The organism is Aquimarina spongiae, from assembly GCF_900141785.1.
GTDB classification, from domain to species: Bacteria; Bacteroidota; Bacteroidia; order Flavobacteriales; family Flavobacteriaceae; genus Aquimarina; species Aquimarina spongiae.
Map to the genome: position 1 here is coordinate 39492 of NZ_FQYP01000007.1, position 23577 is coordinate 63068.

Annotated in this window: 33 protein-coding genes; 29 read left to right on the top strand and 4 right to left on the bottom strand. The window is 32.2% G+C overall.

From position 1 onward, the window contains the following. The first annotated feature begins 55 nt into the window (after positions 1-55). From BUE24_RS15765 to BUE24_RS15800, 8 genes are all read left to right on the top strand, one after another. Positions 56-622, top strand: a complete 567-nt coding sequence (locus BUE24_RS15765; RefSeq protein ID WP_073317726.1) for a hypothetical protein — start codon at positions 56-58, stop codon at positions 620-622. Positions 623-632: 10 nt separating this feature from the next. Then, a complete protein-coding gene (locus BUE24_RS15770) occupies positions 633-1847 on the top strand; it encodes a serine hydrolase domain-containing protein (RefSeq protein ID WP_084549590.1) in 1215 nt (404 codons plus the stop codon). A 343-nt stretch (positions 1848-2190) separates the two neighbouring features. Continuing rightward, positions 2191-2757, top strand: a complete 567-nt coding sequence (locus tag BUE24_RS15775; protein ID WP_073317732.1) for a hypothetical protein — start codon at positions 2191-2193, stop codon at positions 2755-2757. 112 nt (positions 2758-2869) lie between these two features. Further along, positions 2870-3559, top strand: a complete 690-nt coding sequence (locus BUE24_RS15780) for a VOC family protein (protein ID WP_073317735.1) — start codon at positions 2870-2872, stop codon at positions 3557-3559. A gap of 156 nt (positions 3560-3715) precedes the next feature. Continuing rightward, positions 3716-4051, top strand: coding sequence for a hypothetical protein (locus tag BUE24_RS15785; protein WP_139242024.1), 336 nt, complete (start codon positions 3716-3718; stop codon positions 4049-4051). A gap of 408 nt (positions 4052-4459) precedes the next feature. Next, positions 4460-4909 carry a hypothetical protein gene (locus BUE24_RS15790; RefSeq protein ID WP_073317740.1) on the top strand — a complete coding sequence of 150 codons (450 nt, stop codon included), beginning with the start codon at positions 4460-4462 and terminating at the stop codon, positions 4907-4909. Positions 4910-5047: 138 nt separating this feature from the next. Beyond that, positions 5048-5689 (top strand): hypothetical protein, encoded by a 642-nt coding sequence (locus tag BUE24_RS15795; RefSeq protein WP_073317743.1) that lies wholly within the window; start codon positions 5048-5050, stop codon positions 5687-5689. A gap of 122 nt (positions 5690-5811) precedes the next feature. Next, complete coding sequence (locus tag BUE24_RS15800; RefSeq protein ID WP_170864611.1) at positions 5812-6483, top strand: YARHG domain-containing protein; 672 nt, start codon at positions 5812-5814, stop codon at positions 6481-6483. 97 nt (positions 6484-6580) lie between these two features. Here the strand turns inward: BUE24_RS15800 and BUE24_RS15805 are convergent, their stop codons facing one another. After that, the gene (locus tag BUE24_RS15805; RefSeq protein WP_073317748.1) at positions 6581-7201 is read right to left on the bottom strand and encodes an NAD(P)H-dependent oxidoreductase; all 621 of its coding nucleotides are present in this window, start codon (positions 7199-7201) and stop codon (positions 6581-6583) included. A gap of 97 nt (positions 7202-7298) precedes the next feature. Here BUE24_RS15805 and BUE24_RS15810 point away from each other — a divergent pair, with 97 nt between their 5' ends. The 9 genes from BUE24_RS15810 to BUE24_RS24425 all read left to right on the top strand — a co-directional run bounded on the left by BUE24_RS15810 (position 7299) and on the right by BUE24_RS24425 (position 12946). Beyond that, positions 7299-8174, top strand: a complete 876-nt coding sequence (locus tag BUE24_RS15810) for a LysR family transcriptional regulator (protein WP_084549591.1) — start codon at positions 7299-7301, stop codon at positions 8172-8174. Positions 8175-8369: 195 nt separating this feature from the next. Continuing rightward, the gene (locus tag BUE24_RS15815) at positions 8370-8783 is read left to right on the top strand and encodes a hypothetical protein (RefSeq protein WP_139242025.1); all 414 of its coding nucleotides are present in this window, start codon (positions 8370-8372) and stop codon (positions 8781-8783) included. Positions 8784-8812: 29 nt separating this feature from the next. Beyond that, positions 8813-9259: a hypothetical protein gene (locus BUE24_RS15820; protein ID WP_139242026.1), complete on the top strand. Its 447-nt coding sequence runs from the start codon at positions 8813-8815 to the stop codon at positions 9257-9259. 36 nt (positions 9260-9295) lie between these two features. Next, positions 9296-9793 carry a hypothetical protein gene (locus BUE24_RS15825; protein WP_073317760.1) on the top strand — a complete coding sequence of 166 codons (498 nt, stop codon included), beginning with the start codon at positions 9296-9298 and terminating at the stop codon, positions 9791-9793. Between the two features lie 84 nt (positions 9794-9877). Further along, positions 9878-10693 (top strand): RNA polymerase sigma factor, encoded by an 816-nt coding sequence (locus tag BUE24_RS15830; protein WP_073317763.1) that lies wholly within the window; start codon positions 9878-9880, stop codon positions 10691-10693. A gap of 77 nt (positions 10694-10770) precedes the next feature. Continuing rightward, positions 10771-11112, top strand: coding sequence for a YciI family protein (locus BUE24_RS15835; RefSeq protein ID WP_073317766.1), 342 nt, complete (start codon positions 10771-10773; stop codon positions 11110-11112). A gap of 22 nt (positions 11113-11134) precedes the next feature. Next, positions 11135-11584, top strand: a complete 450-nt coding sequence (locus tag BUE24_RS15840; protein ID WP_073317768.1) for an SRPBCC family protein — start codon at positions 11135-11137, stop codon at positions 11582-11584. A gap of 161 nt (positions 11585-11745) precedes the next feature. Continuing rightward, positions 11746-12207, top strand: a complete 462-nt coding sequence (locus BUE24_RS15845) for a hypothetical protein (RefSeq protein ID WP_073317771.1) — start codon at positions 11746-11748, stop codon at positions 12205-12207. A gap of 145 nt (positions 12208-12352) precedes the next feature. Further along, positions 12353-12946 carry an acyl carrier protein gene (locus tag BUE24_RS24425; protein WP_073317774.1) on the top strand — a complete coding sequence of 198 codons (594 nt, stop codon included), beginning with the start codon at positions 12353-12355 and terminating at the stop codon, positions 12944-12946. A gap of 116 nt (positions 12947-13062) precedes the next feature. On the opposite strand, the gene BUE24_RS15855 is transcribed toward BUE24_RS24425, so the two are convergent. The 3 genes from BUE24_RS15855 to BUE24_RS15865 form a co-directional block, all read right to left on the bottom strand. Further along, positions 13063-13254 carry a helix-turn-helix transcriptional regulator gene (locus tag BUE24_RS15855; protein WP_073317777.1) on the bottom strand — a complete coding sequence of 64 codons (192 nt, stop codon included), beginning with the start codon at positions 13252-13254 and terminating at the stop codon, positions 13063-13065. Continuing rightward, a complete protein-coding gene (locus BUE24_RS15860; RefSeq protein WP_073317780.1) occupies positions 13238-13711 on the bottom strand; it encodes a DUF2178 domain-containing protein in 474 nt (157 codons plus the stop codon). Before BUE24_RS15860 ends, BUE24_RS15855 begins: the two co-directional genes overlap by 17 nt. Positions 13712-14255: 544 nt before the next feature. Then, positions 14256-15005, bottom strand: coding sequence for a CPBP family glutamic-type intramembrane protease (locus tag BUE24_RS15865; RefSeq protein ID WP_073317783.1), 750 nt, complete (start codon positions 15003-15005; stop codon positions 14256-14258). A 159-nt stretch (positions 15006-15164) separates the two neighbouring features. On the opposite strand from BUE24_RS15865, the gene BUE24_RS15870 reads away from it, so the two are divergent. The 12 genes from BUE24_RS15870 (at position 15165) to BUE24_RS15925 (ending at position 23524) form a co-directional block, all read left to right on the top strand. Then, the gene (locus BUE24_RS15870; protein ID WP_073317786.1) at positions 15165-15815 is read left to right on the top strand and encodes a hypothetical protein; all 651 of its coding nucleotides are present in this window, start codon (positions 15165-15167) and stop codon (positions 15813-15815) included. 61 nt (positions 15816-15876) lie between these two features. Next, a complete protein-coding gene (locus BUE24_RS15875) occupies positions 15877-16404 on the top strand; it encodes a GNAT family N-acetyltransferase (RefSeq protein WP_073317789.1) in 528 nt (175 codons plus the stop codon). 118 nt (positions 16405-16522) lie between these two features. Continuing rightward, positions 16523-17143, top strand: coding sequence for a hypothetical protein (locus tag BUE24_RS15880; protein WP_073317792.1), 621 nt, complete (start codon positions 16523-16525; stop codon positions 17141-17143). Positions 17144-17240: 97 nt separating this feature from the next. Next, positions 17241-17879 carry a YIP1 family protein gene (locus tag BUE24_RS15885; RefSeq protein WP_073317795.1) on the top strand — a complete coding sequence of 213 codons (639 nt, stop codon included), beginning with the start codon at positions 17241-17243 and terminating at the stop codon, positions 17877-17879. Between the two features lie 66 nt (positions 17880-17945). Then, positions 17946-18263 (top strand): hypothetical protein, encoded by a 318-nt coding sequence (locus tag BUE24_RS15890; protein ID WP_073317798.1) that lies wholly within the window; start codon positions 17946-17948, stop codon positions 18261-18263. A gap of 266 nt (positions 18264-18529) precedes the next feature. Further along, positions 18530-18970, top strand: coding sequence for a DUF4174 domain-containing protein (locus BUE24_RS15895; RefSeq protein ID WP_073318656.1), 441 nt, complete (start codon positions 18530-18532; stop codon positions 18968-18970). A gap of 38 nt (positions 18971-19008) precedes the next feature. Beyond that, positions 19009-19263 (top strand): hypothetical protein, encoded by a 255-nt coding sequence (locus tag BUE24_RS15900; protein WP_073317801.1) that lies wholly within the window; start codon positions 19009-19011, stop codon positions 19261-19263. 218 nt (positions 19264-19481) lie between these two features. After that, a complete protein-coding gene (locus BUE24_RS15905) occupies positions 19482-20726 on the top strand; it encodes an alpha/beta hydrolase-fold protein (protein ID WP_073317804.1) in 1245 nt (414 codons plus the stop codon). Between the two features lie 408 nt (positions 20727-21134). Then, positions 21135-21668, top strand: coding sequence for a hypothetical protein (locus tag BUE24_RS15910; protein ID WP_073317807.1), 534 nt, complete (start codon positions 21135-21137; stop codon positions 21666-21668). 7 nt (positions 21669-21675) lie between these two features. Continuing rightward, complete coding sequence (locus BUE24_RS15915; RefSeq protein ID WP_244548163.1) at positions 21676-22275, top strand: Crp/Fnr family transcriptional regulator; 600 nt, start codon at positions 21676-21678, stop codon at positions 22273-22275. Positions 22276-22373: 98 nt separating this feature from the next. Beyond that, entirely contained in the window at positions 22374-23033 is a 660-nt protein-coding gene (locus BUE24_RS15920; protein ID WP_073317812.1) for a peroxiredoxin-like family protein, read from the top strand. 233 nt (positions 23034-23266) lie between these two features. Beyond that, entirely contained in the window at positions 23267-23524 is a 258-nt protein-coding gene (locus BUE24_RS15925) for a hypothetical protein (protein ID WP_073317815.1), read from the top strand. The last annotated feature ends 53 nt before the right edge of the window (positions 23525-23577 follow it).

Consider the following 23577-nt stretch of genomic DNA (forward strand, 5'->3'; position numbering starts at 1 on the left):
AGTCGCTCAACCCATACTACGGCTCTTATGCTAAACGTTACCCAATATTGGAAAAATGAGAACTGAAATTAAATATATAGAGCTGAAAAGTGGTTTTTCTGGAAATGGTCCAGCGTGGATTGGACTTGTATCGTTTTCAAAAAGCGGAAAGACAATTTATTTTGACGGCAAGGCATTTCAAAGTCTTGACGGAACTGGAATAAGTGGAAACTTTTTTGATCCTGAGACAGATGACGAATATTGGATCTCAGGAGTTAAAAAAGATATGACTGACCGCCATAAATTTGGTGGTGGAAAAGTATTTGTGGAAAAACGGATTTTAAGTGATTATTTACAAATAATCAGTAAATCGGAATTACCAAAATCTGACTACGAATTAACCGAAGTGGAAACCGAAAAACCAATTGAGCGGATTAACGAATTGGAAAATGAAAAAGCTGAAATAAATGAATTCGATACTGACTTACATTTCAAAAAACCGAATGAACTAACTGACGAAGAAATTGAATTCGTAATTTCTGAATTAGCTGAGGATGAGAAAAATGTTCAGTTCAATAAAGCTAGGAGAAGTTATAAGAAAAAACGTCTTGAATTAGAAGCGGAACTGGAAAAGCGAAAATAAAAAATATCAAATGAAAAAGTTTCTGAAGAGTGCATTACTCACAATTCTTTCAATTGTCCTATTTCTCTTGGTACTTTTGTCTATTCAATATACACCTACTTACGTTTATCGACTCATAACCATGAATGTAGCGGATGTTTATGATTACAAGAACTTTGAAAATCATAGGATTAAAGGAACAGAGCATACTAATACATTTATTTCAAATCCAAAAGAGAAGTATATAGAATCTTTATTCGAAGAACTCGTAACTAAAACTGGATTTAATAGCTTTGAAGAGTGGGCAATCAAATCTCAAACCACCGCGTTAATTGTCATCAAAAAAGACACCATAATTTATGAGAAGTATTTTAATGGATTTAAGAGAGATTCCTATTTCCATTCTCAATCTGTGGCAAAATCTTTTATATCATTTTTAATAGGAGCTGCTATTGATGATGGTCTAATTAAAAGTATAAATGATCCGATAACAAATTTTGTTCCCGAACTTTTGGAGCGTGATCAGCGCTTTAAAAAAATAACCATCAAAGATTTATTAGAAATGCGCTCTGGGCTTGCATACAACACAAGTCTTATACCTTTTACCAACATTCATTCTCCTTGGCACGACGAAGCGGTTGGATACTATCATCCCAATGTTCGAAAGCTGTTACTTGAGAATGTAGAAATTTCATCCGAACCGGGAAAAGATTTTCAATATTCCAATTATAATACAAGTTATTTAGGATTAATTCTAGAAAGAGCTACTAACTTAACCGTATCAAATTATTTGGAGCAGAAATTATGGTCAAAAATAATGGAATATGATGCGCTTTTCTCCTTAGATAGTAAGGAATCTAATTTTGAATATATGCCAAGTCGTTTGATTGCCCGAGCGATTGATTATGCACGTTTTGGTCAGCTTATGCTCAATGAAGGAAATTGGTATGGTAATCAGATTGTATCAAAAGATTGGGTACAAGAATCTACCCGAGAAAACAAATCAATTCCACGAGATATTTATCCAAAGTGGTTTGGAAGAAGCGACAAAAGAATTTATTACAATTACCAATGGTGGGGTCATGTAAATAAAAACGGTACTTATCATTTCTATGCAAATGGGAATCTTGGACAAAACATCTACATGATTCCCGAAAAAGAAACTGTAATTGTTCACTGTGGTAATTCACTTCAATATTATAGTAGTGATTTTGATTTATGGAATGTTGCTTTACAGTTGAATTAGAATTAAATAACAGTTAATATTCAAAATAAAAACTGGCTGTAACGCGGTGTATAAAACATAACTAATAATTACTAAACCGAAAGGTTTGTGTATATTTATGAAGTCAGTCTATTTTTAATTTGGATTTTCAAAAGAGAAAAAAATAAAAATTCGGCTCTGTGTTAAACCGATAAGTTAGTGTCTTTTTGCACGCTACGTTTCATACACAAGTCCGTTGTGTATAATTATCAAGTCTAATAACTAAACTATTCGGATAGTTAATCTTCTAAAAAGGTAGGTTTACTCATTTTAAGTTTTATGAATAAGCTGACTAACATAGTTTTGTATATAAACCGACCAAATAATGAAAAAAATACTATACTTATTTATAATACTTTTCAGTTATAATCTGTCTTCTCAAGATTTATTGGATTTAGCTTTAGTTGATAAAACAAAGATTATTAACAAAGATGGTTACAAACCTAATTTAAAAACGGACAAATGGAATATCTATAATTATCTCTATGAGTTAAATGAAAGTAAGCGGATTTTGAATGACTCGATAACCTTAATTGAACTAATTTCAAAAAGTACTACTCAAAACTTGACGGAATGGAAAGTGGACGAACTAAATGAAGTTTATCTGATAAAAAAGAATCAGAAAATTAGTATAAATGCTGCTCTGGAATCTATTAAACCGAAATCTAAAGAACAGGAAAGAGAACTAAAAAGAAAAATCAGACAGTATAATAATAATCCAAATAAATGGAGAGGTTGGCCAATATCAATATCTCGACCTGTTTATTCTAACGATAATAAATACAGTGTAATTAGTTTTAAATTCGGGAATAATGGAGGATACTCCTGCCTATACCAAAACTTAAACCAAGAATGGAAATTGATTGGAGTTTTTAATCGATTTGCTTATTAAAAAACTATACACAACAATTTGTATAACGCATAAGCTCCCTTCGGGAAGCAAACGCACCATACAAGAGCCGTTGGCTCTGATTTAAGTAAACGTAAACCAAAAAACAATTTTAATGAAATTCATAGAATTAGAACTTTATACAAACAAATTTGAGTCTGAATTAAAATTCTATTCAAAAACGTTAGGTTTTAAACTTTTAAAGCAAAGTGACATTTCATTTACAGTCGAAATCGGTTGGAGCAAATTAACTTTTAAAAAATCCAAAAAAGAACACAAATACCATTATTGTTTTTTAATCCCAACAAACCATCTAAACAAAGCATTAGAGTGGATGGAAAAGAGAACGAAAGTAATAGATATTGAAAACGGGAGAAAAACTCAAAACTTTGAATCTTGGAATGCAGACTCTTTCTATTTCTATGATGCTAGCGGAAATATAGCTGAATTTATTGTTCGTTATGACCTGAAAAATGACGATAAAACTGATTTTGACATTTCAAAAGTATTAGGAGTAAATGAAATGGGAATGCCTACAAATGATGTGAGAAAAATAAATATACAGTTAGAAAACGAATTGGGTACTAAATTTTGGAAAGGAGATATCGAAAGATTTGGAACTAATGGAAATCAAGAAGGAATTTTATTGCTTCCTAACTATAAAGTAAAAGAAATTTGGTTTCCAACAACTTTAAAGATAAAGCCACAATCTTTTAACGCTATTATTGAAAATAATGGACAAGAATATAAAATAGAATACAAAGAAGAGCGATTAAAAATAAAAAATACAGCCAACAATGTGTGAAAATACATTAAAACGCATTTTACACTAGATGTTGTAAAACATTTGACCGAAATGAATCGCATCCTTCAAATTTTAGGGATTATAATAATATTGATTAGTTGTAAGTCGACTAAAATTGGTTCGGAATCCGAAATTGGTTCAAAATCTGAGTTCAAAATGATGAACGAATCTGTAAATCTTTATGCATTTATCGGAGAAAAATTATCTGTAATTGAATTTGATCCAAATGAAAATAATGAACGAATGGAAATTGACTCTATAACAGGAGACACTCTGATTTTTAAAAATTGGGTAATGGACAACGGATTTAAATGTAAGTACAAAGTTCTTAGAAATGTATATAACGAATTAGAAACTGACACGGTCGAGTTCGAAGCTTATGACCATTACGGTAGACCTGCATTTGAAAATTACGAAAATGCTATACTATATTTATCTTATAGTGAGGAAGAAAAAAATACTATCACCAGAAATACATATTTGACCCAATAAAAAAGAATAAAAATGGAAAATGGAAAGGGCGGAAAGGAAAAAGTGTTGAAAAATTATTTACCGAACAGAAAAACAGATTTTTAAGAGCTCGTGGAGTATTTGAAAATGAATAAAAACCTTTTACAATAACGCTTATAAGTAATTGCTTGTTCTCACTTAATTCACTTGAATGAAGAAAAGAAAAATTATATTAATTCATCTGACATTATTCATAACCCTAACCGCAGTTTTGTTCTTTTCGGCAGAATCTTTATTAAAAATATTGGCTCCCGGTTTTCACGATGTGGTAATGTGGTTAAGTTTGATATTCTTTGGTGCAATTGGAATCTTAATTTTGACAACAATTTCTTGTGTGATTTTTATAAAAAGACAATCTTAATGTTTTAGAAAAAAAGTATCCCTGCTTAAATGAATATTAGCTTTGATCTTGATAGCACATTAATTCCTAATGGGAAAGAATTCGAAATAGAAAAGAGAAGCGGAATTGCTAAACTGTTTGGAATTGAGGAAATACGAAAAGGCAGTTCCGAACTGATTTCCGACTTGCAAAAAGATGGACACAAAATTCATATTTACACAACATCTTTTCGGACAAAAAGAAAAATAAGATGGACGTTAAAATATTATGGAATTAAAGTTGATCGAATTGTGAATCAAACAGAAAATGAACGGACTTTAAAATCGCTGAATATAAATTCGTCTAAGTTTCCTTTGGCTTTTGACTTTGACATACATATTGACGATTCAAAAGGTGTCGGAATAGAAGCTGAACGATTAAATTTTAAGGCGATTATAGTTGAACAATCTGACAAAAGTTGGGTTGAAAAAATAAAAAAAGAAATAAAAAACATTGGGTAACAAAGTGTATAGCTCATTACGGCCGAATTCCTTGACGGAATTCATTGCAGATTTGCTACCTTAGTGACTTATCGGAATGTTTCCGAAGGAAACATTCCACAACGAGCCATACACAGAACGTTAGCACACATCTAAAAAATGACGACATTTTTAGCTTTACTAACAATATTTTTAGGAATCAGCCTAGTATTGATTTTAACAAAATCTGACTTTCCTAAATTGGAAAAGGTAATTAAGCGAATTTCGTTTTACTCTTTAATTGGAATTTTAATCTGCAGTTTACTTTTGGTTTTTGACCTTCGGGTTAAAGGAAAGTATACAATCACAATTATCGGATTGACTTTCTTGCTCTCAACAATTCTTCTATTCGGATTGGCTAAAAAATTACAAACTAAAATAGTAAGTGGAGTTTTAACTATCCCAATCACGATATTCGGGGTTTTGAGCTTGGTTTGGGAAATGCCTATCATTTTTTTCTATCTTTTAGCGATGCCTTTTCACCCACCAAAAGAAAAATTTGAAATTGACAAAAAACATAACATAGAAGTTAGAAATGGTGGATTTATGGCTTGTGGCGAAAGTCTGTTTATTACAGAAAGCACTATATTTATTTTGGATAAAACAAAACACGTGGGGAATAACCTTTGTGCAACTGGAATTAATAAAATTGAGGCCTTACATTTTGAAGAAAACAAAATTGAGTTTTTAATACATCATGATGGAAAAACTGAATTTGAAAATCCATATACGTATCAACCAGAAATAAAAAACATGTGGTAAAAGTTTGCATATGGTATATACCGCCTTTGGCTGGTAAACGTAACATACAAGGAACATTATAAGCAGCTATAAGGATGAAAATCATAACTACAATATCAATATTTTTTATTTCGAATATTGTTTTGGGACAATACTTGGGTTATTCGCCCATAGACGATTCGGATGTAGCAAAATGGATTCCAAAATACCAAATGGAATACTATGGAGTCTATGATTTTGGGGATTCCGAAGGAGAATCTACCCTAGTTCTATTCGGCACAGGATCTGAAATAATTACCCAAGTAAAAAGTGGAAAGTGGAACTCCGATACTAAAGCAACTGAATGGATATCTGTTTATGATAACTTGACTAAGGTTACGATTGATAAGAATGGACAGTTCACATCTGACCAATATCAAGGAGAATTCGTTACTTATGAAAATAACGGAAATCCAATAAAATGCTTAAAAGTTTATGATTCCTGGAGTGGAGTATCAGAGAAAAAAGGAGAATACGAACTTGGCCGTAAGACAAATCAAAACGTATCTGAAGTATTTTACGGACACTATGCAAATGCTTCATTTGAAAATCTAAGCCCTGAAAATCTCGAAAAAATGTCATCCAGGGAACTTCAAATTATGAGAAATGAAATCTTTGCCAGATATGGATACCGGTTTATTAAAGGAGGTAAAATGGACCTTCATTTTAGACAACAAAATTGGTATAAGCCTCAACATTCAAATGTGGACAAATTTTTAACTTCTTTGGAGAAACGAAATATTAAGCTAATCCAAGAAATGGAAGGAAGACCTTAAAAAAAGTACCTAACGATTTGTGTAGTGTATTTGAAAAAATGAAACAGATAATATTAGTTCCTTAAACATACAACGAAATCACATACACCCGCTAGAATTAATTAGAAAACCAACTATCTATTACACCCTTAATTTCCAATTTGGCTTTAGCCAGAATCGAATCTAGTTTATGTCTATTTTGATCAACCCCAAAAGCTAAAATTTGTTCAGAACTTATTCCTATAAAATCAAAATTTTGTTTTATTGTTGATGAAGCATATTCCTTTACATCATCAGCATTACTGTAATCAAAACCACTAACAATAATAGATAAAGCTTTCTTGTTGGTGCATAGACCTTTAAATCCCATTTCAGGACTAAAAGAAAATGTTTTATCACTTACCACAATAGCATCAATCCAGGCTTTAACTGTAGCGGGTAAGGTAAAATTATAAATAGGAAAAGCTACAACAATATGATCCACTTTGAGTAAGTGATTGATATATCTATGATGATTTGATAAAATAGAAAGTTCAGACTTTGAAAAATCCCTTTTTCCATTGTTCCATTCCATGATCAAATTAAGGTTGTCTACCAATAATAAATCTGGAGGTGTTTCGGATAAGTCTATGTGAATTAACTCTGTTTTTCCATTAGCCAATTTAACGAATTCATCAAACAAGATTTTTGTGTAAGAACCCTTCCTTGGTGTGTAATTAATTACTAATGTTTTTGTCATGATTTCTTTTTTTTTCAAAAGTAATCAGAGTCAATTGATAATTTTAATTATTTTAGTTAGCCAATTAATAACTATTGTTATGATTAATTTAGAATGACTGAGAACTTTTAGCGCTATATATGAATGCAAGAAGATAACAGAAGCTTCTAAAAAATTAAATATGACGCAACCAGGAGTAAGTAAACATTTGGCTGCACTAGAAAATCATATTGGAAAAAAATTATTTGAAAGAACCACCCGTAAATTAACTCCTACTGAATATGGTAAGTTTTACTACTCTCAAATAAAGACCCCATTACAGGAACTGGAGAAAGTAGAATATTATTCAAGTCAAAGAGCAAAGAAACAACGTAGTGCAATAACAATAGGATGTACCACAGACTTTTTTCAAAAAGAACTAAGACAAATAATCTATTCTTTTGATATGTATATCGTTACTTGTTTCGGCACCGAAAAAGAACTAGTTGAAGCCCTTGAAGCTGATAACGTTCAATTACTTGTGGGAATAAAAAAATACTATAAATACGACCATGAATTCACTTTTTTGAAAGAAGAAGAATTAATTATAATCAGCTCAAATGACATTGAAATACCGGAAGATTTAAAAAAAGATGAAAAACAACTCATCAAATGGCTACAAAGACAAACTTGGTTCACTTTTGATAATGAACAAGATGATATAAAAAAGTTTTGGGAAACAACATTCAGTACTACGCCTAAAATTGTCCCAAGGTATATTTTACCCTCTTATCTAGATATTATAGAGTCTATAAAACACAATCAAGGCTTTAGTATTGTACCTAAACACTTGTGTAATGAAGCATTAGAAAACAACTCAATTAAAATACCATTTGAAGCATCAATGCCTACACATCAAAAAAGATTTTATTCAAATAAATTAAAAAATAGTAGGTTGAAAGAAATCAATACATTTAAAGAGCTAATAGAAAAAACTGGTACTAACACTGCATAAAAAGACATAGTGCTGTTTTGGATTGTTCCAAAATTTTGAGTTCATCTACTGTATTGCCAAATATGAAATTTGATATTTCAATATTGAAGATATTCGCAGAATACTATATTTGGCATAGTTATAGCTCTGAAGTTATTGCTACGTCCCCTGGCCTACATTTCTTGTACTTACCGTTGGATATAATTCCATCCGAAAATGAAAAACAATAAGTTGCAAATAACATTTAAATTATTGTGGTTAGGTATTACCCTATTTACAATCTATATGCTTGGTTGGTTGACTTTCATTCTTTTTTGGTTAGGAAATATATTTAATGAAAAATATGATTTTTGGAATTTATTACTGCCAAATATCCTGACGATTGGAATACTAATCATCTATACAAAAGAAATTTTATTTGGATATAGACCAAAATCTTCAAATTGGAATTTGAAATCATTACTCGTATTTTCAATCCTCATCATCATATTAACTATAGTTCAGATTTCACAATTTGAAGTATTGTTTGACAACCCTAAATCAAAATCTTGGCAAATAACTTTATCGCTTATTACAATTCTAACCGCTTATGTTGGAATTCTATTGAATAGAACACTGAGAGTCAAATGATTCTTAAAATAAAATTGACTTACAACACTATGAGAAAAATTATTTCATCTTTAATATTTATATTGACAATCAATGTTTTTGGACAAAACATTGAAATTGATGCTACTCTGATTACTGAAAAAACCTTCCTCAAAACTTCTGGATATATTTTTGAATCAGTAACAGCAGAGGTCTTCAAAAATGACACTATCAAATTGGTTTTTATCCGCCCTACTATGTCAAAAGCCTTTATTATTAATTTAGCAGATAAAATTACTCCCGAGATTATATTGAGGTCTGATTACCCCTCATTTGGAAAAAAATATTCCTCTTCTATCCCATTAGAATCTTTTAAACTTAAATTTAACAAGGCTAAATACAAATTAGGAGATACCCTAATGGCAAGAGTTGAATGTGTATCTAAGCCTTTTAAAAAATATACTGGAAATCCAAAATTTAAATATTCTGGTGAAATTATGCATATCATTCAGCACTAAATAAAACTGTTACCAACAAATTAAAGACCCTTTCAAATGAATAATATAAAAGAATTTGACGGACTTTCCATTAGGGCAATGACCGCACTTGGAGTCTTTAGTCTTGTACATTATTCCAGGAAACATGCAATTAATGATTCTAACCTAATTCAATTCGGAAATAAAATGCTGGATTTATTAACAACGAACAACATTCCAGAATGGGATAATGAATGCAATCAAATTGAAATTACAGGTTTAGGGGATGAACTTCCAGAAGAGTTGATCACTAAGTATCCCGAATATCAAAATACAATTAGCCAAATAACCCAAAACATAAGAGAAATAAGCGCTTCTCAAATTTATGGTGAGTGGAATCCTAAATTATCTCATTCTGTACTTCATGAGGTTCAGAAATTATGTCAAATCCAAATCAATAAGGAATTTGACTTAAAGCTATTCAAAATGCATAACGCTGGATCAAATGGTTGGGGCGCAACCATATCAAATGAACTAATTAAAAAGTGGAAAAAAGCTGGTAATAAAGTGTATTAATTATCTTTAACAAAGGCAGAAAGTACCCGTGTACTTTCTCGCAGCAAATCATACAGCAACGTTAGACAAAATTTGAGACACCCAATGAAAATTACTGAATCCGAGTTTGAGCAATTATTTAAAGAAAATCAACCTAAGCTAAAATCCTTCATATACAGACTCGTTACAAATACAGAAGACGTTGAAGATTTGAGTCAGGAGACATTTATCAAAGCCTACAAAAACCTCAATAAATTCAAAGGTGAATCCACTTTTAAGACTTGGTTATTTGCCATAGCAAACAACTTAATAAAAGATCATTTTAAAGCACAAAAAAGATGGACAAGAAACGCTCAGGACAATTGTAGTCAATCCATAAAAAATTCTTCGACACTACAGGCGGAAGTGATGAATATTTATGCCAAAAATGCATTTGACATAAAAAATCATATTGATTATTGCTTTACTTGCGTGATGAAATACCTGCCGCTTGAACGACATGTTGCCATTATGCTAGCGGACATCTATGATTTTAAGGTTGCTGAAATCTGTAAAATTATGGATAAAACAGAGGGAAGCATAAAACATTTGTTATTCAAAGGCAGAAAAACGATGAAAGAAGTTTTTGCAGAAGATTGTACACTTATTCATAAAACCGGAGCTTGCTGGAAATGTTCAGAATTAAGTAATACAGGTAACACCAAAGCCGAAACTCAAAAAAAAATTGCTCAACTAGAACTAGTTAAAGCAAAAAAGCGAGGAGATACTACTAAATTGTACAAGATGAGAACAGCATTAATAAAAGGCATTGATCCTTTGCAAAGCAGTAATTTTCAGCTACACGATTTTTTGTTGAATCAAACAAATGCTGCCAACGGAAAAACCTATCCCAAAGTGGATAAAGCATGTAGTGATTTATAAAAATTCATTTTTCACAACCGTTTTGAATTGTACCGCCGTCTAAAGGGTAAATAGTACAAACATAAAACGTAAAAAAAATGAAAAAATTCATGGTATTTATTTATCCTCAGGGAGCATCAATTTTTAATCTTCCTCAGGAAGCGCAACAAATTCATATCCAAAAAGTAGGTGCATATCTAGGACAACTCAAAGAAAAAGGTCTTTTACTTGATGCACAACCCTTACAACCCACTGGAACTTTGGTTTCTGGCAACAAAGCTTCTCTTACGGTAAAAGCTTTGAATCAAACTAACATTGCTGGGTTTTATACGCTTCAGGCAGAAGATCAACATAGTTTGATTTCGATTTTAAAAAAAGATCCTCGTTTTGAAGATGCTAGCTGGCAGCTAGAAATCAGAGAAGTATTAGAAATGATGTAAAAACAAGCAAAAGACTAGGAGAATGAATTTTAGAAAGAAAATTATAGTACAAACTACAAAAGAACAAGCCTTTGATGCGGTAACCACAGGTATTAGAAATTGGTGGGGTAATAGTAATGCTACAATTACAAAAATTGGTGACGAATTTTCCATATTTTTTGAAGAACAAACCGAATGGCGCTTTAAGGCGACTGTTCTAGATAAGTTTAATGAGGTACATTGGAAATGTATCTATGCCAACCACAGTTTTTCTAATCTCAAAGGCATTAAAGAAGAGTGGCTAAACAGCGAAATAGTGTTCCTATTTAAAGATATAGAAGAAAATAAAATCGAATTGATTTTTGAACACAAAGGACTAACACCAGCATTAAACTGCTACGAAATATGTGATGCGGGATGGACTCATTTTATTGTCACAAGCTTAAAACAGCTGTTAGAGACGGGAAAAGGCGCTCCAAATTTGGTTGAATGAAAACTTCACTGGATAATATGAAAAACCTATAGAAGAATTCTGAACTCTTCTGTAGGTTTTTTTGTATTGCTAACTGTCTACCAGACAGGAAAATCAAAAATTCAGGTAACATTTTACCGTTCTGTTACACCTATATTTAAACATTAAAACAAAACGAATCGATGATTGAAAGTAGCGCATTTCGTGCAGCAACCTGGAAATTTTCAGGTGTGGTATTTGGCACCATTCTTATTGCATTTAGTATTCTGAAGTACTACAATCCTGAGAGCACCACAGATTGGACTAAGTTGACGGTGATTTCATCCATTGGCATTGTCCTTATGATTCTCAATTTTTTCTACTTTGATAAAATCAAGAAGGTAAAAATAGATCATAGTAAGATCATTTATCAGGAAAAAGGCGTTGAAAAAGTTGTACCTTGGAATGAGGTCTCCAGCGTTTATCGTGTCTGGTCATTTTCTAAGCCAATGTATGGAGCTCGCATCCACGGAAAATCCTTTATTTTCCCTACAGAATCAGTTTTTAGCCTCATGAGCGTTAGCATTGGATCATATACTGCTACATATGACCATAGCCAAATGGGAGCTGTCATAAAGAAAGTAAAGGCAACGTATCATATCTAACCTCATCAAGGTAAGTTCGTGCTTTGCTAAACGCAAAAAATCATTACTTTTAAATCAAATAGGTTTTTGTGTTATTTACTCTTGCTTCAGAAAAGTACTAGCTATACACGAAAACGTGGTAAAAACATTTAAAAATGAATTGATAATGGGATTAGATTCAGTCGAATTGGTAATGTCTATTGAGGACAAATTTGGAATACGAATTGAAGATTCGGAAGCGGAAAAAATTTATACGATTCAGGATTTTGCGGATATCATTTTCAGCAGAATTGTTACAAATCCTACAGATAAATGTCTGACACAAATAGTATTTTACCGAATTAGAAAAGCCTTAAGAAATTTGACTTCAACCGAAAAGGAGATAAAACCTGATACGAAAATATCTGAAGTATTCACTCAAACAGAACTGAAAGAAAAGTGGAGTCAATTAAGAACAGAACTTGAACTTGAATTACCTGATTTAGTGGCATTAGATTTCAATCCAGAATTAGGTTCACATGTCAAAATTTTCGGAATTAAAACCATTAAACGAACAACACCTGTTTCAAAAGGAACAATTAGACAATTGGTGGATTGGACGATATCTCTAAATCGAGATAAACTCATCGACATAGAAAAGATATCAAGTAAATATGAAGTTGAGCGAATCATTTGTGGAATTACAGAAGATAACATCGGAATCCCAATAAGTGAAATTGAAGTACATCATTCCTTTACAAATGATTTAGGGATTGATTAAAATATTTCATAATAATGTAGGTAACTACTAACTGTATTAATTCTCCTTACTTCAGTAAAACCAACCCAAGGAACGAAATTCATTCTAATTTTTGTTGCTCCAACCCTCATAGATAGCTAATCTAAAATAAAAACTTCCTCAATTTTCAAATGGAACACCTTAGAAATATCATATGCTAATTTCAAAGATGGGTTGTATTTTCCTTTCTCTAAAAAAACAATAGTCTCCCTTCGCACACCCACTTTTTCAGCAAGTTCTACTTGAGTTAAATTTTCTTTGAAGCGCAGCTCCTTAATCCTCGTTTTCATCTGAAATACCAACCTTTGAATAATATAACCAATTAAGAAGAAAAACAAGCGCCATTACCAGCAAACCTAGCCCCATTATTATTTTAGCTTTAGGTTCTATATCCTTGACAAAAAGGATGATCCCAAGCCATATATAAAAGGAAATGCTAAAAGCTTTAGAACTAGCTCTCTCTTTGATTCTCTTTGAGAATTCGTCCTCAGAAGTCAAACCTAATCTTTGGTTTTTATAAGTTTGAATCTTAAAGTATACACCTATTAATATCATAATAAAACTTAACCCAAAAATTAGGTAACCAGTAGCATTAAATGGTTTTTTGGCCATATATAGCCACAACACCAAAAGAACAAATCCCAAAATAGTCCCCATAAAAGAAATGAGCGTCTTATATCCTATTTTCATTTTAATTGCATTTATAATGTTATTTATTTCTAACACAAAGTTAAGTATTTCTAACATTATAGAAGGAGTTTTTCATAAAAATTTATGGAGCTATAAAATGATGTACCCCACAACTGGTATAATTAATTACCATGGGTTTTAACTTCAGAAAATCACACACAAAAGGTTATACCTCATTAAATGAATAAAAACATGAAAAATAATACTATTAGTAGCATTCATACTCGTAACGATTAACTCTAATCCTCAAAAATCTGACTTAATTGTTGGTAATCGGGTTTTTACAAAAGCACTGAACGAAGGCATTGACCAAGAGAGATTAGCTTACATAAAAGCCGAAGTGATCGGGAAATGGAAGTTTAATTTTAAATCGGATGGAAAATTCGACACTTCTATGAAGAGGAGAAAAAGCAAACGGAACCTGGAGTTTTGATTCAAGCTCAAATGCTATAACTATATCTAGTGCCGAACGAAGTTCTCGGGAATTCAAAATTTTAAAATCAACTGAAAGTGAGCTAATCTTAAAACTTGGATTTGGAGAGTTCTTGCTGATCAGAATTGAATGATAAAACTAGGCAAAACACCATGTAGTTTTTTAGGATCAATCAGAAAAAGGCAATAGCGACAAACTTAGTGCTAATAGGTTAGTAAACATATGAAAAAGAAGCGGGTATTTGAATCCAAAAGAAATTCTAAGATATCCATACATCAAAGCACTCATTAACTGTGGTAAGGTAAGAATCGGCAACAAAAGAACATTGGTAACATTCAATTCGTACTTTGTGATATGTCCCCAGGCAAAAAACAAACAGGACAAATAATAAATAGTCCGAAAATTAGAACTCCAAAATCCAGTCAATTTATCTTTAAGCCATTGCACATTCACAATCGGGAAAAGAACTAATCCTACTATACTTGATAGCATAACTCGAGTTATAAAGGTATCATCTACGGCACTAATTTTTGTAAAAAAGACAAACTTGGTCAATATATAATAGGTCAATACCGTTGATGACAAAACAAAATATATGGGCTTGAATCGTAGCGAAAGCCTAAAGGTCAGCTCTTCAAAAAATGGCAAAATGATTCCTCCGACTAATAACAGAACCAGTGGTGAAAAACGCTCGGACATACTCGCACTTTGCACATTAACGGGATCGTATACCAAAGCAAAAAACAACACTACTGGAATAAGAAAAACTAATTTCAAAATATACAATCCAATAGCATCATAAATCTTTGTTTTTGTCGATTTTTCGTAGTTCTTTTCTAGTGTTGGTTTTTTAATAAAACTGAAAACCTCGCTGAATAACGAAAAGTAATATTTGGGCTTAATCAAGGGGTATTTCATATTTGTATACGTTTATTGGGAGACGATCAAACCATATATTTGTTACTCCTAGTATAATTTTACTCAAGAGTAACAGAGTAACATTTTGGGCTGCAACAACACTTATATTAAATATTGGAAAATATAAAACTCATAATGAAACATTTTATACTCTTGTTGATGGCAGCAATATTATCCAACTGCTCCGGAAATGAATACATAGAAGAGTTTGAAAACGTTTTAGGCAAAAAAAATAGCGAAACTTTAAACTTTTTAGTCTCTGACTTTGAAAATGATTTTCTTAAAAAACAATACCCAAACCTTAGCAAAAAGAAGGCGTATCAAAGGTTTTTAGTTGAATTAAGTAATTTAGAAATTGAACACTGGCAAAAAATATCGAAAGAAGCACGAGAAGTTTTCAAAAGGAGTGATTTGCGATTAGAAATTTACTGTGTTGCCGACACTTCCTGGTTAGATCTGAACCCAGCTGAAACAACTTCTCCATTGATAAGAACAAAATTAAAGTGCAAAACTGAAGATGGCTCTATTATGGTTGATTCGTCTGCTGTTCCTTTCAATCATAAAATATCTGATTTAGATTCAATTTTGAAAATGCATGAGAATTTCGTGGAGACTAATTTTGAAGGAAAGTATAATAAAGCTCTAAATTCTATTTCAGATTCAAGTCCCTTCATGACTAAATATGTTGAGATTAGAAATTCGTTCGGCATTCTTCCTCCAGAAATGGTTGCAAGTGAAATGATAGAATCAGATGTAGATGTAGACGATTATTTTATCAAAAGATTAATTATTACCGAAATGATGTATTAATACATTTGCCAACAGCGGGGGTAATTTATACTAAGTTACTTACGCATAACAAAAATCATCTATGAATCAAGAATTTATAATTAGAAATGCAAAAGAAGAAGAGTTCAAGAATATTGGTGGATTAATGGTTCAAGTATATTCAGCACTCGAAGGATTTCCAAAAATTAATGACCAACCAGAATATTATGAAGTGCTCAAAAACGTTGGTGATTTAACCAAAAACTCAAATACCGAACTGATTGTAGCGGTATCAGAACAAGGGAAAATTGGTGGTGCCGTAGTCTATTTTAGAGATTTAAAAGACTATGGTTCTGGGGGTTCTATATCATTAGAAAATGAAAAAAATGCTTCTGGCTTCAGACTGCTTGCGGTAGATCCAGAAACACGTGGAATGGGAATAGGAAAGAAATTGATTTTAGAATGCATACAAAGAAGTGAAGCCTCTAATTTTGAGCAAATCATAATTCACTCTACAAAAACTATGCATACTGCTTGGAAAATGCATGAAAAATTAGGTTTTAAAAGGTCCGAAGAATTAGATTTCATGCTGGGCGATTTAGGGGTTTTTGGATTTAGATATATCCTTTGAAATTAAGATGCCTAAAATTTAAAAAACGGCAAAAAAGAAAAAGACAAGAAGTGTTTGATCCGCTCCAATTCATATATTTAGCATGCCAACCATTTTTATAAAATACATTTAAAATAGAATGAATAAAACATTAAAAAGTATTTTAAAATACCTTGTCGAAATTGTCATTGTTGCTTTTGGAGTGTTTTTGGGAGTCAATTACAGCAATATCAATGCGGATAATAAAACGAAAAAAGAAAAAGAGAGGTCTTTAAATTTAATTATCAAAGAATTAGAGTTCAACCAACAACTACTCGAAGACCATATAGCATATCACGCAAAAATCAAAGTCGAGATGGATAGTATCGTTCCTAGTCTAAGTGAAAAAGAAATGTATTCGGATTTTACAGAGTCTACATTTAAACATATGGAAATTAAAGGTTGGACTGGATTTAATTTTGCCAGACTCCAAAAAACAGCTTTTGAAAGCACTAAAACTAGTGGGTTGATAAAAGAATTTGATATAGAACTCACACAAAAATTATCCGACATTTATTATTTCCAGGATACGTATTTGGGCTTTGCAAACTCTATTTTAAACAAAGCTATAGGTATAAATTCTTCTATGAAAATAGCAGATATGATAGGTGCAATCAGATTAATGACCTCGGATTTACTGGGTTTAGAAAGAGAACTATCAACAAAATTAGAAAAAGCTATCACAGAATTAAAAACGTCGCACAGCGGTGAGGATCAGTAATTGCTACTTCTCATCGATTTTGAAAAACCAAAACAGGGTAACATTTTGATCAGCTACGACACCTACATAAAACTATTATGTACAATTTATCTAGCTCATGAAAAAACAAATCGATGCTTTTGCACAATTACTAATCGATCCAAAATCATTTTTTAAAAATGATTTGGAAACCAATGACAAGAATCTTTTTGCTATCGCAATGGTGGTGTTTTGCATTGGATACGGAATTGATCGAATGGATCGTCAATTGGTAAAACTTGATCTTAGAGGTACGCTTGACGAATTTGGATTCTTTAATACTTGGATTGGTTATTGGTCAATTTCAATAATTGGCGGAGCTATTGGTGGCTATATTCTATACTTGATCGGGGGATGGTTTTACCATGTGCGCGTCAAATGGTCCAAAGGAAAAGGAGATTTGGACCATTCCCGAAGGCTTTACTTATTTTCGAACTTCTATTTATATCTCAGCATAGCCTTAGTATCTGTTTGCGCTACTCTAATCTTATCCCGACCTTATGATCCATATGCAGAATTTAGTGTCTTTGATGGGATTACAGGGATCGTGGTTATTTTAGCAATTTTTTATACCATCTATATAAGCTTTTCTGGGGTTATGTCTACCACAGAAGCAGAGAGAACCAGAGCTGTAATTTGGTTCATCGTGCTACCTGCCTTCTTTTATATTGTTTCATTTAGTGCCTTGATCGCGCTTCTTGCTTTTGAATGGTTCTAATAAACTGGAATCGACAATGAACTAAGAACTTAATCATGTCATTATATTATAAGGAAAAAGAACTAAGTGCTGTCGAAGGAAAAATCAAAACCACAATTCAAGAGTCTGGATTTTTCGTTAAGAATATTTGGAAAGTTGTTGGCTTTGGGCTGTTTTTTTTCATTCTGGGCTCCTACTTATTCTGGAGGTGATGAATTAAGTGGGAAACGTTCGGCTATGGATATGTCCGAACTAGGATATTTTGAACTTGTTATAATGACGGCACTAGTCTATGTTATTTTTTGCTTTCTTGCACGCTTTACCTGGAAATTTCAGGACAAGAAAAAATTAAAGAGATTAAGGAAAAGAAAGGGAGAATTAGAAAGAGAGATAAAACTGAATTAAAAAAGTAATGCTAAAAAAACATACAAAAAGATAGTAAAGTCAATAAAAGTAACTAGTTTCAATACAACATACATGATCATAATTCACTAACAAATCAATAAAATACGCAGCATTCGTATTAGGCAATTAAAAAACAAAGTTCATCACAGATTTACTACCTTAGTAACACATAGGAGATATGAATTTCCAAAAACTTGCAATAAGTGATCTACAAATTGGGATATACCATGTTTAAATCTGTAACACAAAAAATAAAAACGAATACAATGCTAAGAGCTCAAACCATCTTGGTATTGATATTCTCCTTTTTTGTTGTAAATAGTTACGCACAAAATATAGAAAAGCATCAATGGAGGAATAGAATATTAATCGTTAAAACACAAAATACAACATCAAAAAAGTATCAAAAACAATTGAAAGAATTTGTAAACGCCAATGACGAGCTCATCGAAAGAAAATTGATACTCTATAAAATAACTAAGAATGATTTTACTCTAGCCAATTTTGAGAATAGTAAATGGAATGACTCAGGAAAACTATCAAAAGGATTTGCAGATAGTATTTTGAATAAACAAGAGGACTTTGAAATAATCTTAATAGGCTTAGATGGACAAACAAAACTACAACAGAGCGAAGTTCTAACAAAAGAAGAACTGTTCAAAACCATAGATGTTATGCCTATGAGACGGCACGAAATCAGGAACTAAAAAGCACATATCCTTACTAGGATCATTAGATGTAATTCATGATTAAAAAAGAACATAAATTTTTGAAAACCCCAAACAAGAACTCTAATTCTATATTTGATCTTTTGGAAATGACCGGAAAAGTTGGGGAATTCCTTGTATATCTTGTCCCCTATTTGATTCTTACCTCGATAGGTACATTGATCAAAATGACCTTTTTGACCTTGATTTCTTTGGCAACCTTTAATCAGTGGATCAAACTAAAGAACTTATGGAATCGAAAATATATCAGCTCACAAATTGGTAATCCCTAGAATTGTATCCTATCTATTGTCTGTTTTATTTTAATGATAAGCTTAACTTAACAACTAAAACTACCTGTAACAATATCCATAATTAATTGTGATTGTAATGTTAATTCGAATGGTTGTTTTATTCAATTAAAATATATTGTATCCTGAAAGGGAATCTTTGAGAAACCTGCAGCCACTATGCACAAAGTGTTTTTACCAATTCAAGAACAATAATTACCATGCTAATACAAAAACGTACACTATTTGTTTTACTGCTGATATCACTGCATGCTTACACACAACAGTTTTCTGAAAAGACAGGTGTTATTAACAGCTTTGAAATAGCATCAAAACACTTAGCCGAAAAAAGAACTATAGAAATATACCTCCCTCCCAGTTATCAAAAATTAGAGGAAAAAAATTACCCGGTGATGTATGTCATGGACGGGCAAGAGTATTTTTTACATCCGGTCGCATATCAAAGGATGTTACGATTCAAAGACAAATCCCCAGAATTTATTGTGGTGGGTATAAACACCGACAGAAAGAGAAGAAGAAAACTACTATATGAAGATGCTAACAAGTTCGGCAATTTTTTGATGGAGGAACTCATCCCCCACATAGATAAAAATTACAGAACATTAAAAGAGAAAGAACGTATATACTTTGGTTGGGAAATGTCTGGAGGTTTCGGACTAGAGATTTTAACGCGACATCAAAATGCCTTTAATGCCTTCTTTATAGCAAGTCCTACGCATATTACTGAAAATAGAATTAATGCCTTAAGTAAAAATATAGCAAACCATTCTTCTGACACCAAGTTTCTATATTTCTCTATAGCACCCGAAGAAACCTATATAGAACAATCATTACATCAAACGGATAGTATTCTCAAAATCAAGAATCTTTCGAATATCGTGTGGAAAATTGATCATTTATCAGATGAAGATCATTACACTACACCTTTTCAAACTGTAAACAATGGTTTAAGGAACCATTTTCAGGACTATAACACCTTACGATTTTATACCCTCAAAGAATTTGATGATTTTGGGAGTTTAGAAAGTATCAAAAAGTATTATCAACATCGAGGGAATCGTTATGGTATTTCTACAGACGTTCATAGAACTACAAAGCATTTCTTACTGTTTAATGCCATGAAAGAGAACAATTTTGAGCGTTTCGAAGTATACGCCAAAGAGTTTAAAGAATACTTTGAAGACCCTACTTTGGAAATATGGGCCATTAGATTTGGAGATTATTTTGCCAAAAACGACAAAGATCAAGATGCTTTAAAAACTTATACTGCAGGATTGGCAAAATTCCCAGAATCAGCAGCAATTCATCATGCAGTTGGTCGGTTTTATAAAGACAAAGGAGACCGATCAACAGCAAAGGCGCATTACACGAAGGCGATTGCGTATGCAGAAAAAAGTAAAGACTCAAATCTAGAGCAATATAAAACTGCCTTGGAGCAACTATAATTATAAATGATCACTGTTTTTGTCACAAAGTCATTGAAGTAACATGAAAACACGATTCACATTTTCGTTTGTATTAATCACTATTTCAATTTTATGTTGCAGTTGCAAAGTAACGTCAACAAATGGCAAAACTCCATAGTGGGCACATAGAAAAACAACTCAATTGGAGTTAAAAGACTTCATGAAAAATGTCATTTACCATGTAAAGATTTAGTTTTTACTTTTGTTTTGGAAGGATTATATTATTACAGTAGAGTTTACGTTGACGGAGATAAAATCATAGAATTAATGGCGATCTATGATAATCCAAACGAGTATCAAAATTTTAGGCAAGTCTATGAATCATTTGGAAAATGAAAACTGTATTTTATATCTTACCTTTGAAATAGCTATCTCCAATCGAGATGTATGAATAAACTTCTTTTCTATATCACCATGCTCTCTGGCTGTATAACTTATGGTCAACAAAAGGAAATCTGGTGGAATAGAGATTTGATTGACAGTATACACTCCAAAAGACTTTGCACGGATTACCCTGGATTAACCAGATTAAAAAGTACTCAAGAGGCTTTTGAAGAATCCGAAGTAGTATTTACAGGAAAAGTCATCGAGATTATTCGAATAGAAAAAATGGAACCCTCTGATTATGGGTCTGGGCCAAATGGAGAATCCATACCACTCGATTTTCAACCTACACAGCATTACTGGTACATTCTTGAACCGAATAGAGTTTTTAAAGGCAAGAAAAAGAAACGAATAAAAATTTATTCAAGAATCTTTAGCACTATATCTCCTTTACTTTTTTTGGATAGAGAATATCTGATTTATGCCGTAAAGGGCGAGACTCAAAAATCACCTTATATTTATTGTAATGGAAACTCTAGTCATATACAATATGCCAAAAAGGATATTCTTGAGCTAGAGCAATTGAGTAAACAATAAACTTATATTGAAAAAAAGCTTGAACGAATACGAAAACATACTCACTAATATTAATAGATACGTTTCTTTAAATGAGGAAGACGAAAAACAATTTTGTGCAATTGTAAGAACAACAAAAGTTAGGCGCAGACAATTTATTGTCCAACCCGATTTTGTATGCTCACATCAGACTTACATATTAAAAGGTGCTTTTCGTAGCTATTTTGTTAATAATGAAGGAGTTGATCACACCATACAATTTGCTATAGAAGATTGGTTTATAAGTGATTTCAACAGTTATATTAATCAATCACCAGCCTCTTTATTTGTAGAGGCACTTGAAGACTCTATAGTTCAGCAAATTTCATACACAGACGTTGAAAACTTGTGTCGCGCAAATCCAAAATTCGAACGATTCTTTAGACTAGTAGCTCAAAAATCATTCGCCTTTTCGCAAAGACGGGTATTGTCTAATCTGGGCAAAACTGCAGAAGAGCGCTATGTAGAATTCGAGAATTTGTACCCATCGATTGTAAAACGCGTTCCACAATATACTCTGGCTTCATACCTAGGAATGTCTCCCGAGTTTTTAAGTAAAATCCGGAAGCGTTTGATACAAAAATCTTGAACTACTTCAAGAGAATTTCCTAATCCAGTTCATTTTTAAAGTTCCTATATCGCTACACCTTTGTATTGTCGATTTTGACATAATTAAAACAAAATAAGATGAATACAAAAACAATTTCTTATCAAGAAGGATTACAAGATTTGCGAAACAATTTAGGTACAATGCTTCCCAAAGAGGCGCTGGATGTATTTGACAAAGACGCAGTGCATTTGCAAGAGCACCATCAATCTATACTAAAAGTACAAGCAGGTGACAAAGCTCCAGACTTTTCCCTTTCAAATGCTACTCTCAAAACAATAAAACTCTCAGATGTACTCAAAAAAGGAAAAGTAGTTCTTACTTTTTATAGAGGTTCTTGGTGTCCGTATTGTAATTTGCAATTATCTCACTATCAAAATTCACTTAATGAGATTCATGATTTGGGCGCACAATTGGTTGCTATCTCACCTCAAACCCCGGATGAATCTCTAAATATAAAAGAGAAAAACCAACTCAACTTTGAAGTTTTAAGTGATAATGGCAATATAGTAGCGAGAAAATACACCACTGTATTTACTAATGCTGATGCCCCGCTACAAACAATGACAGCACTCGGTTTTGATTTTGACGCTCATTATTCTGACGATTCGAGAGAATTACCGGTTCCCGCTGTATTTGTTATCGAAAAGGACGCAACGATTTCCTTTGCAAAATCCCTGGGTGGCGATTATAGAAATCGTGTAGATGTTTCAGAAATCATAAATGCATTAAAAAAGTAGATCAAGGCGAACAGGGCAATCACAGAATCAGTAATGGACAAAGCTGGTTTTATGATTGCTCTATTTCATCAAAAATCGCTAGAAGAATTATCACATAAAAACACCTTTTCACCAAAGCATATGAGCATTCGGATTCCATAATTTCTGATTTCAAGATCTACTCCTCCTGGTCAAAACATTGTAACATATACAATAATCTTAAGACCTATTAAGTACACATAAAAGCTGACCAAATGACTGAGGAAACAAAAAAAGAAGAATCAAAAAAACACAATGGATTGCATTGGCAAACCGAGGCAGACTCCGAGCTTAATTCTTCTGAGTGGATTGGAGCTATTCTTCGATATTTTTGGCATCTGAGAAGAAAAAAATTTGACACTATTTACAACCCAAAACAGTTAAAAAAGAATGCAATAATAGGATGGTTATTTAAAATGACCATACTACTTACCATGATTTACATTGGATATCGATATATGAGTTCCATTTAAAATCTTGTTATAACAGCCTACACAGCTCGTTGTTTCCAAATGTCATTACAATT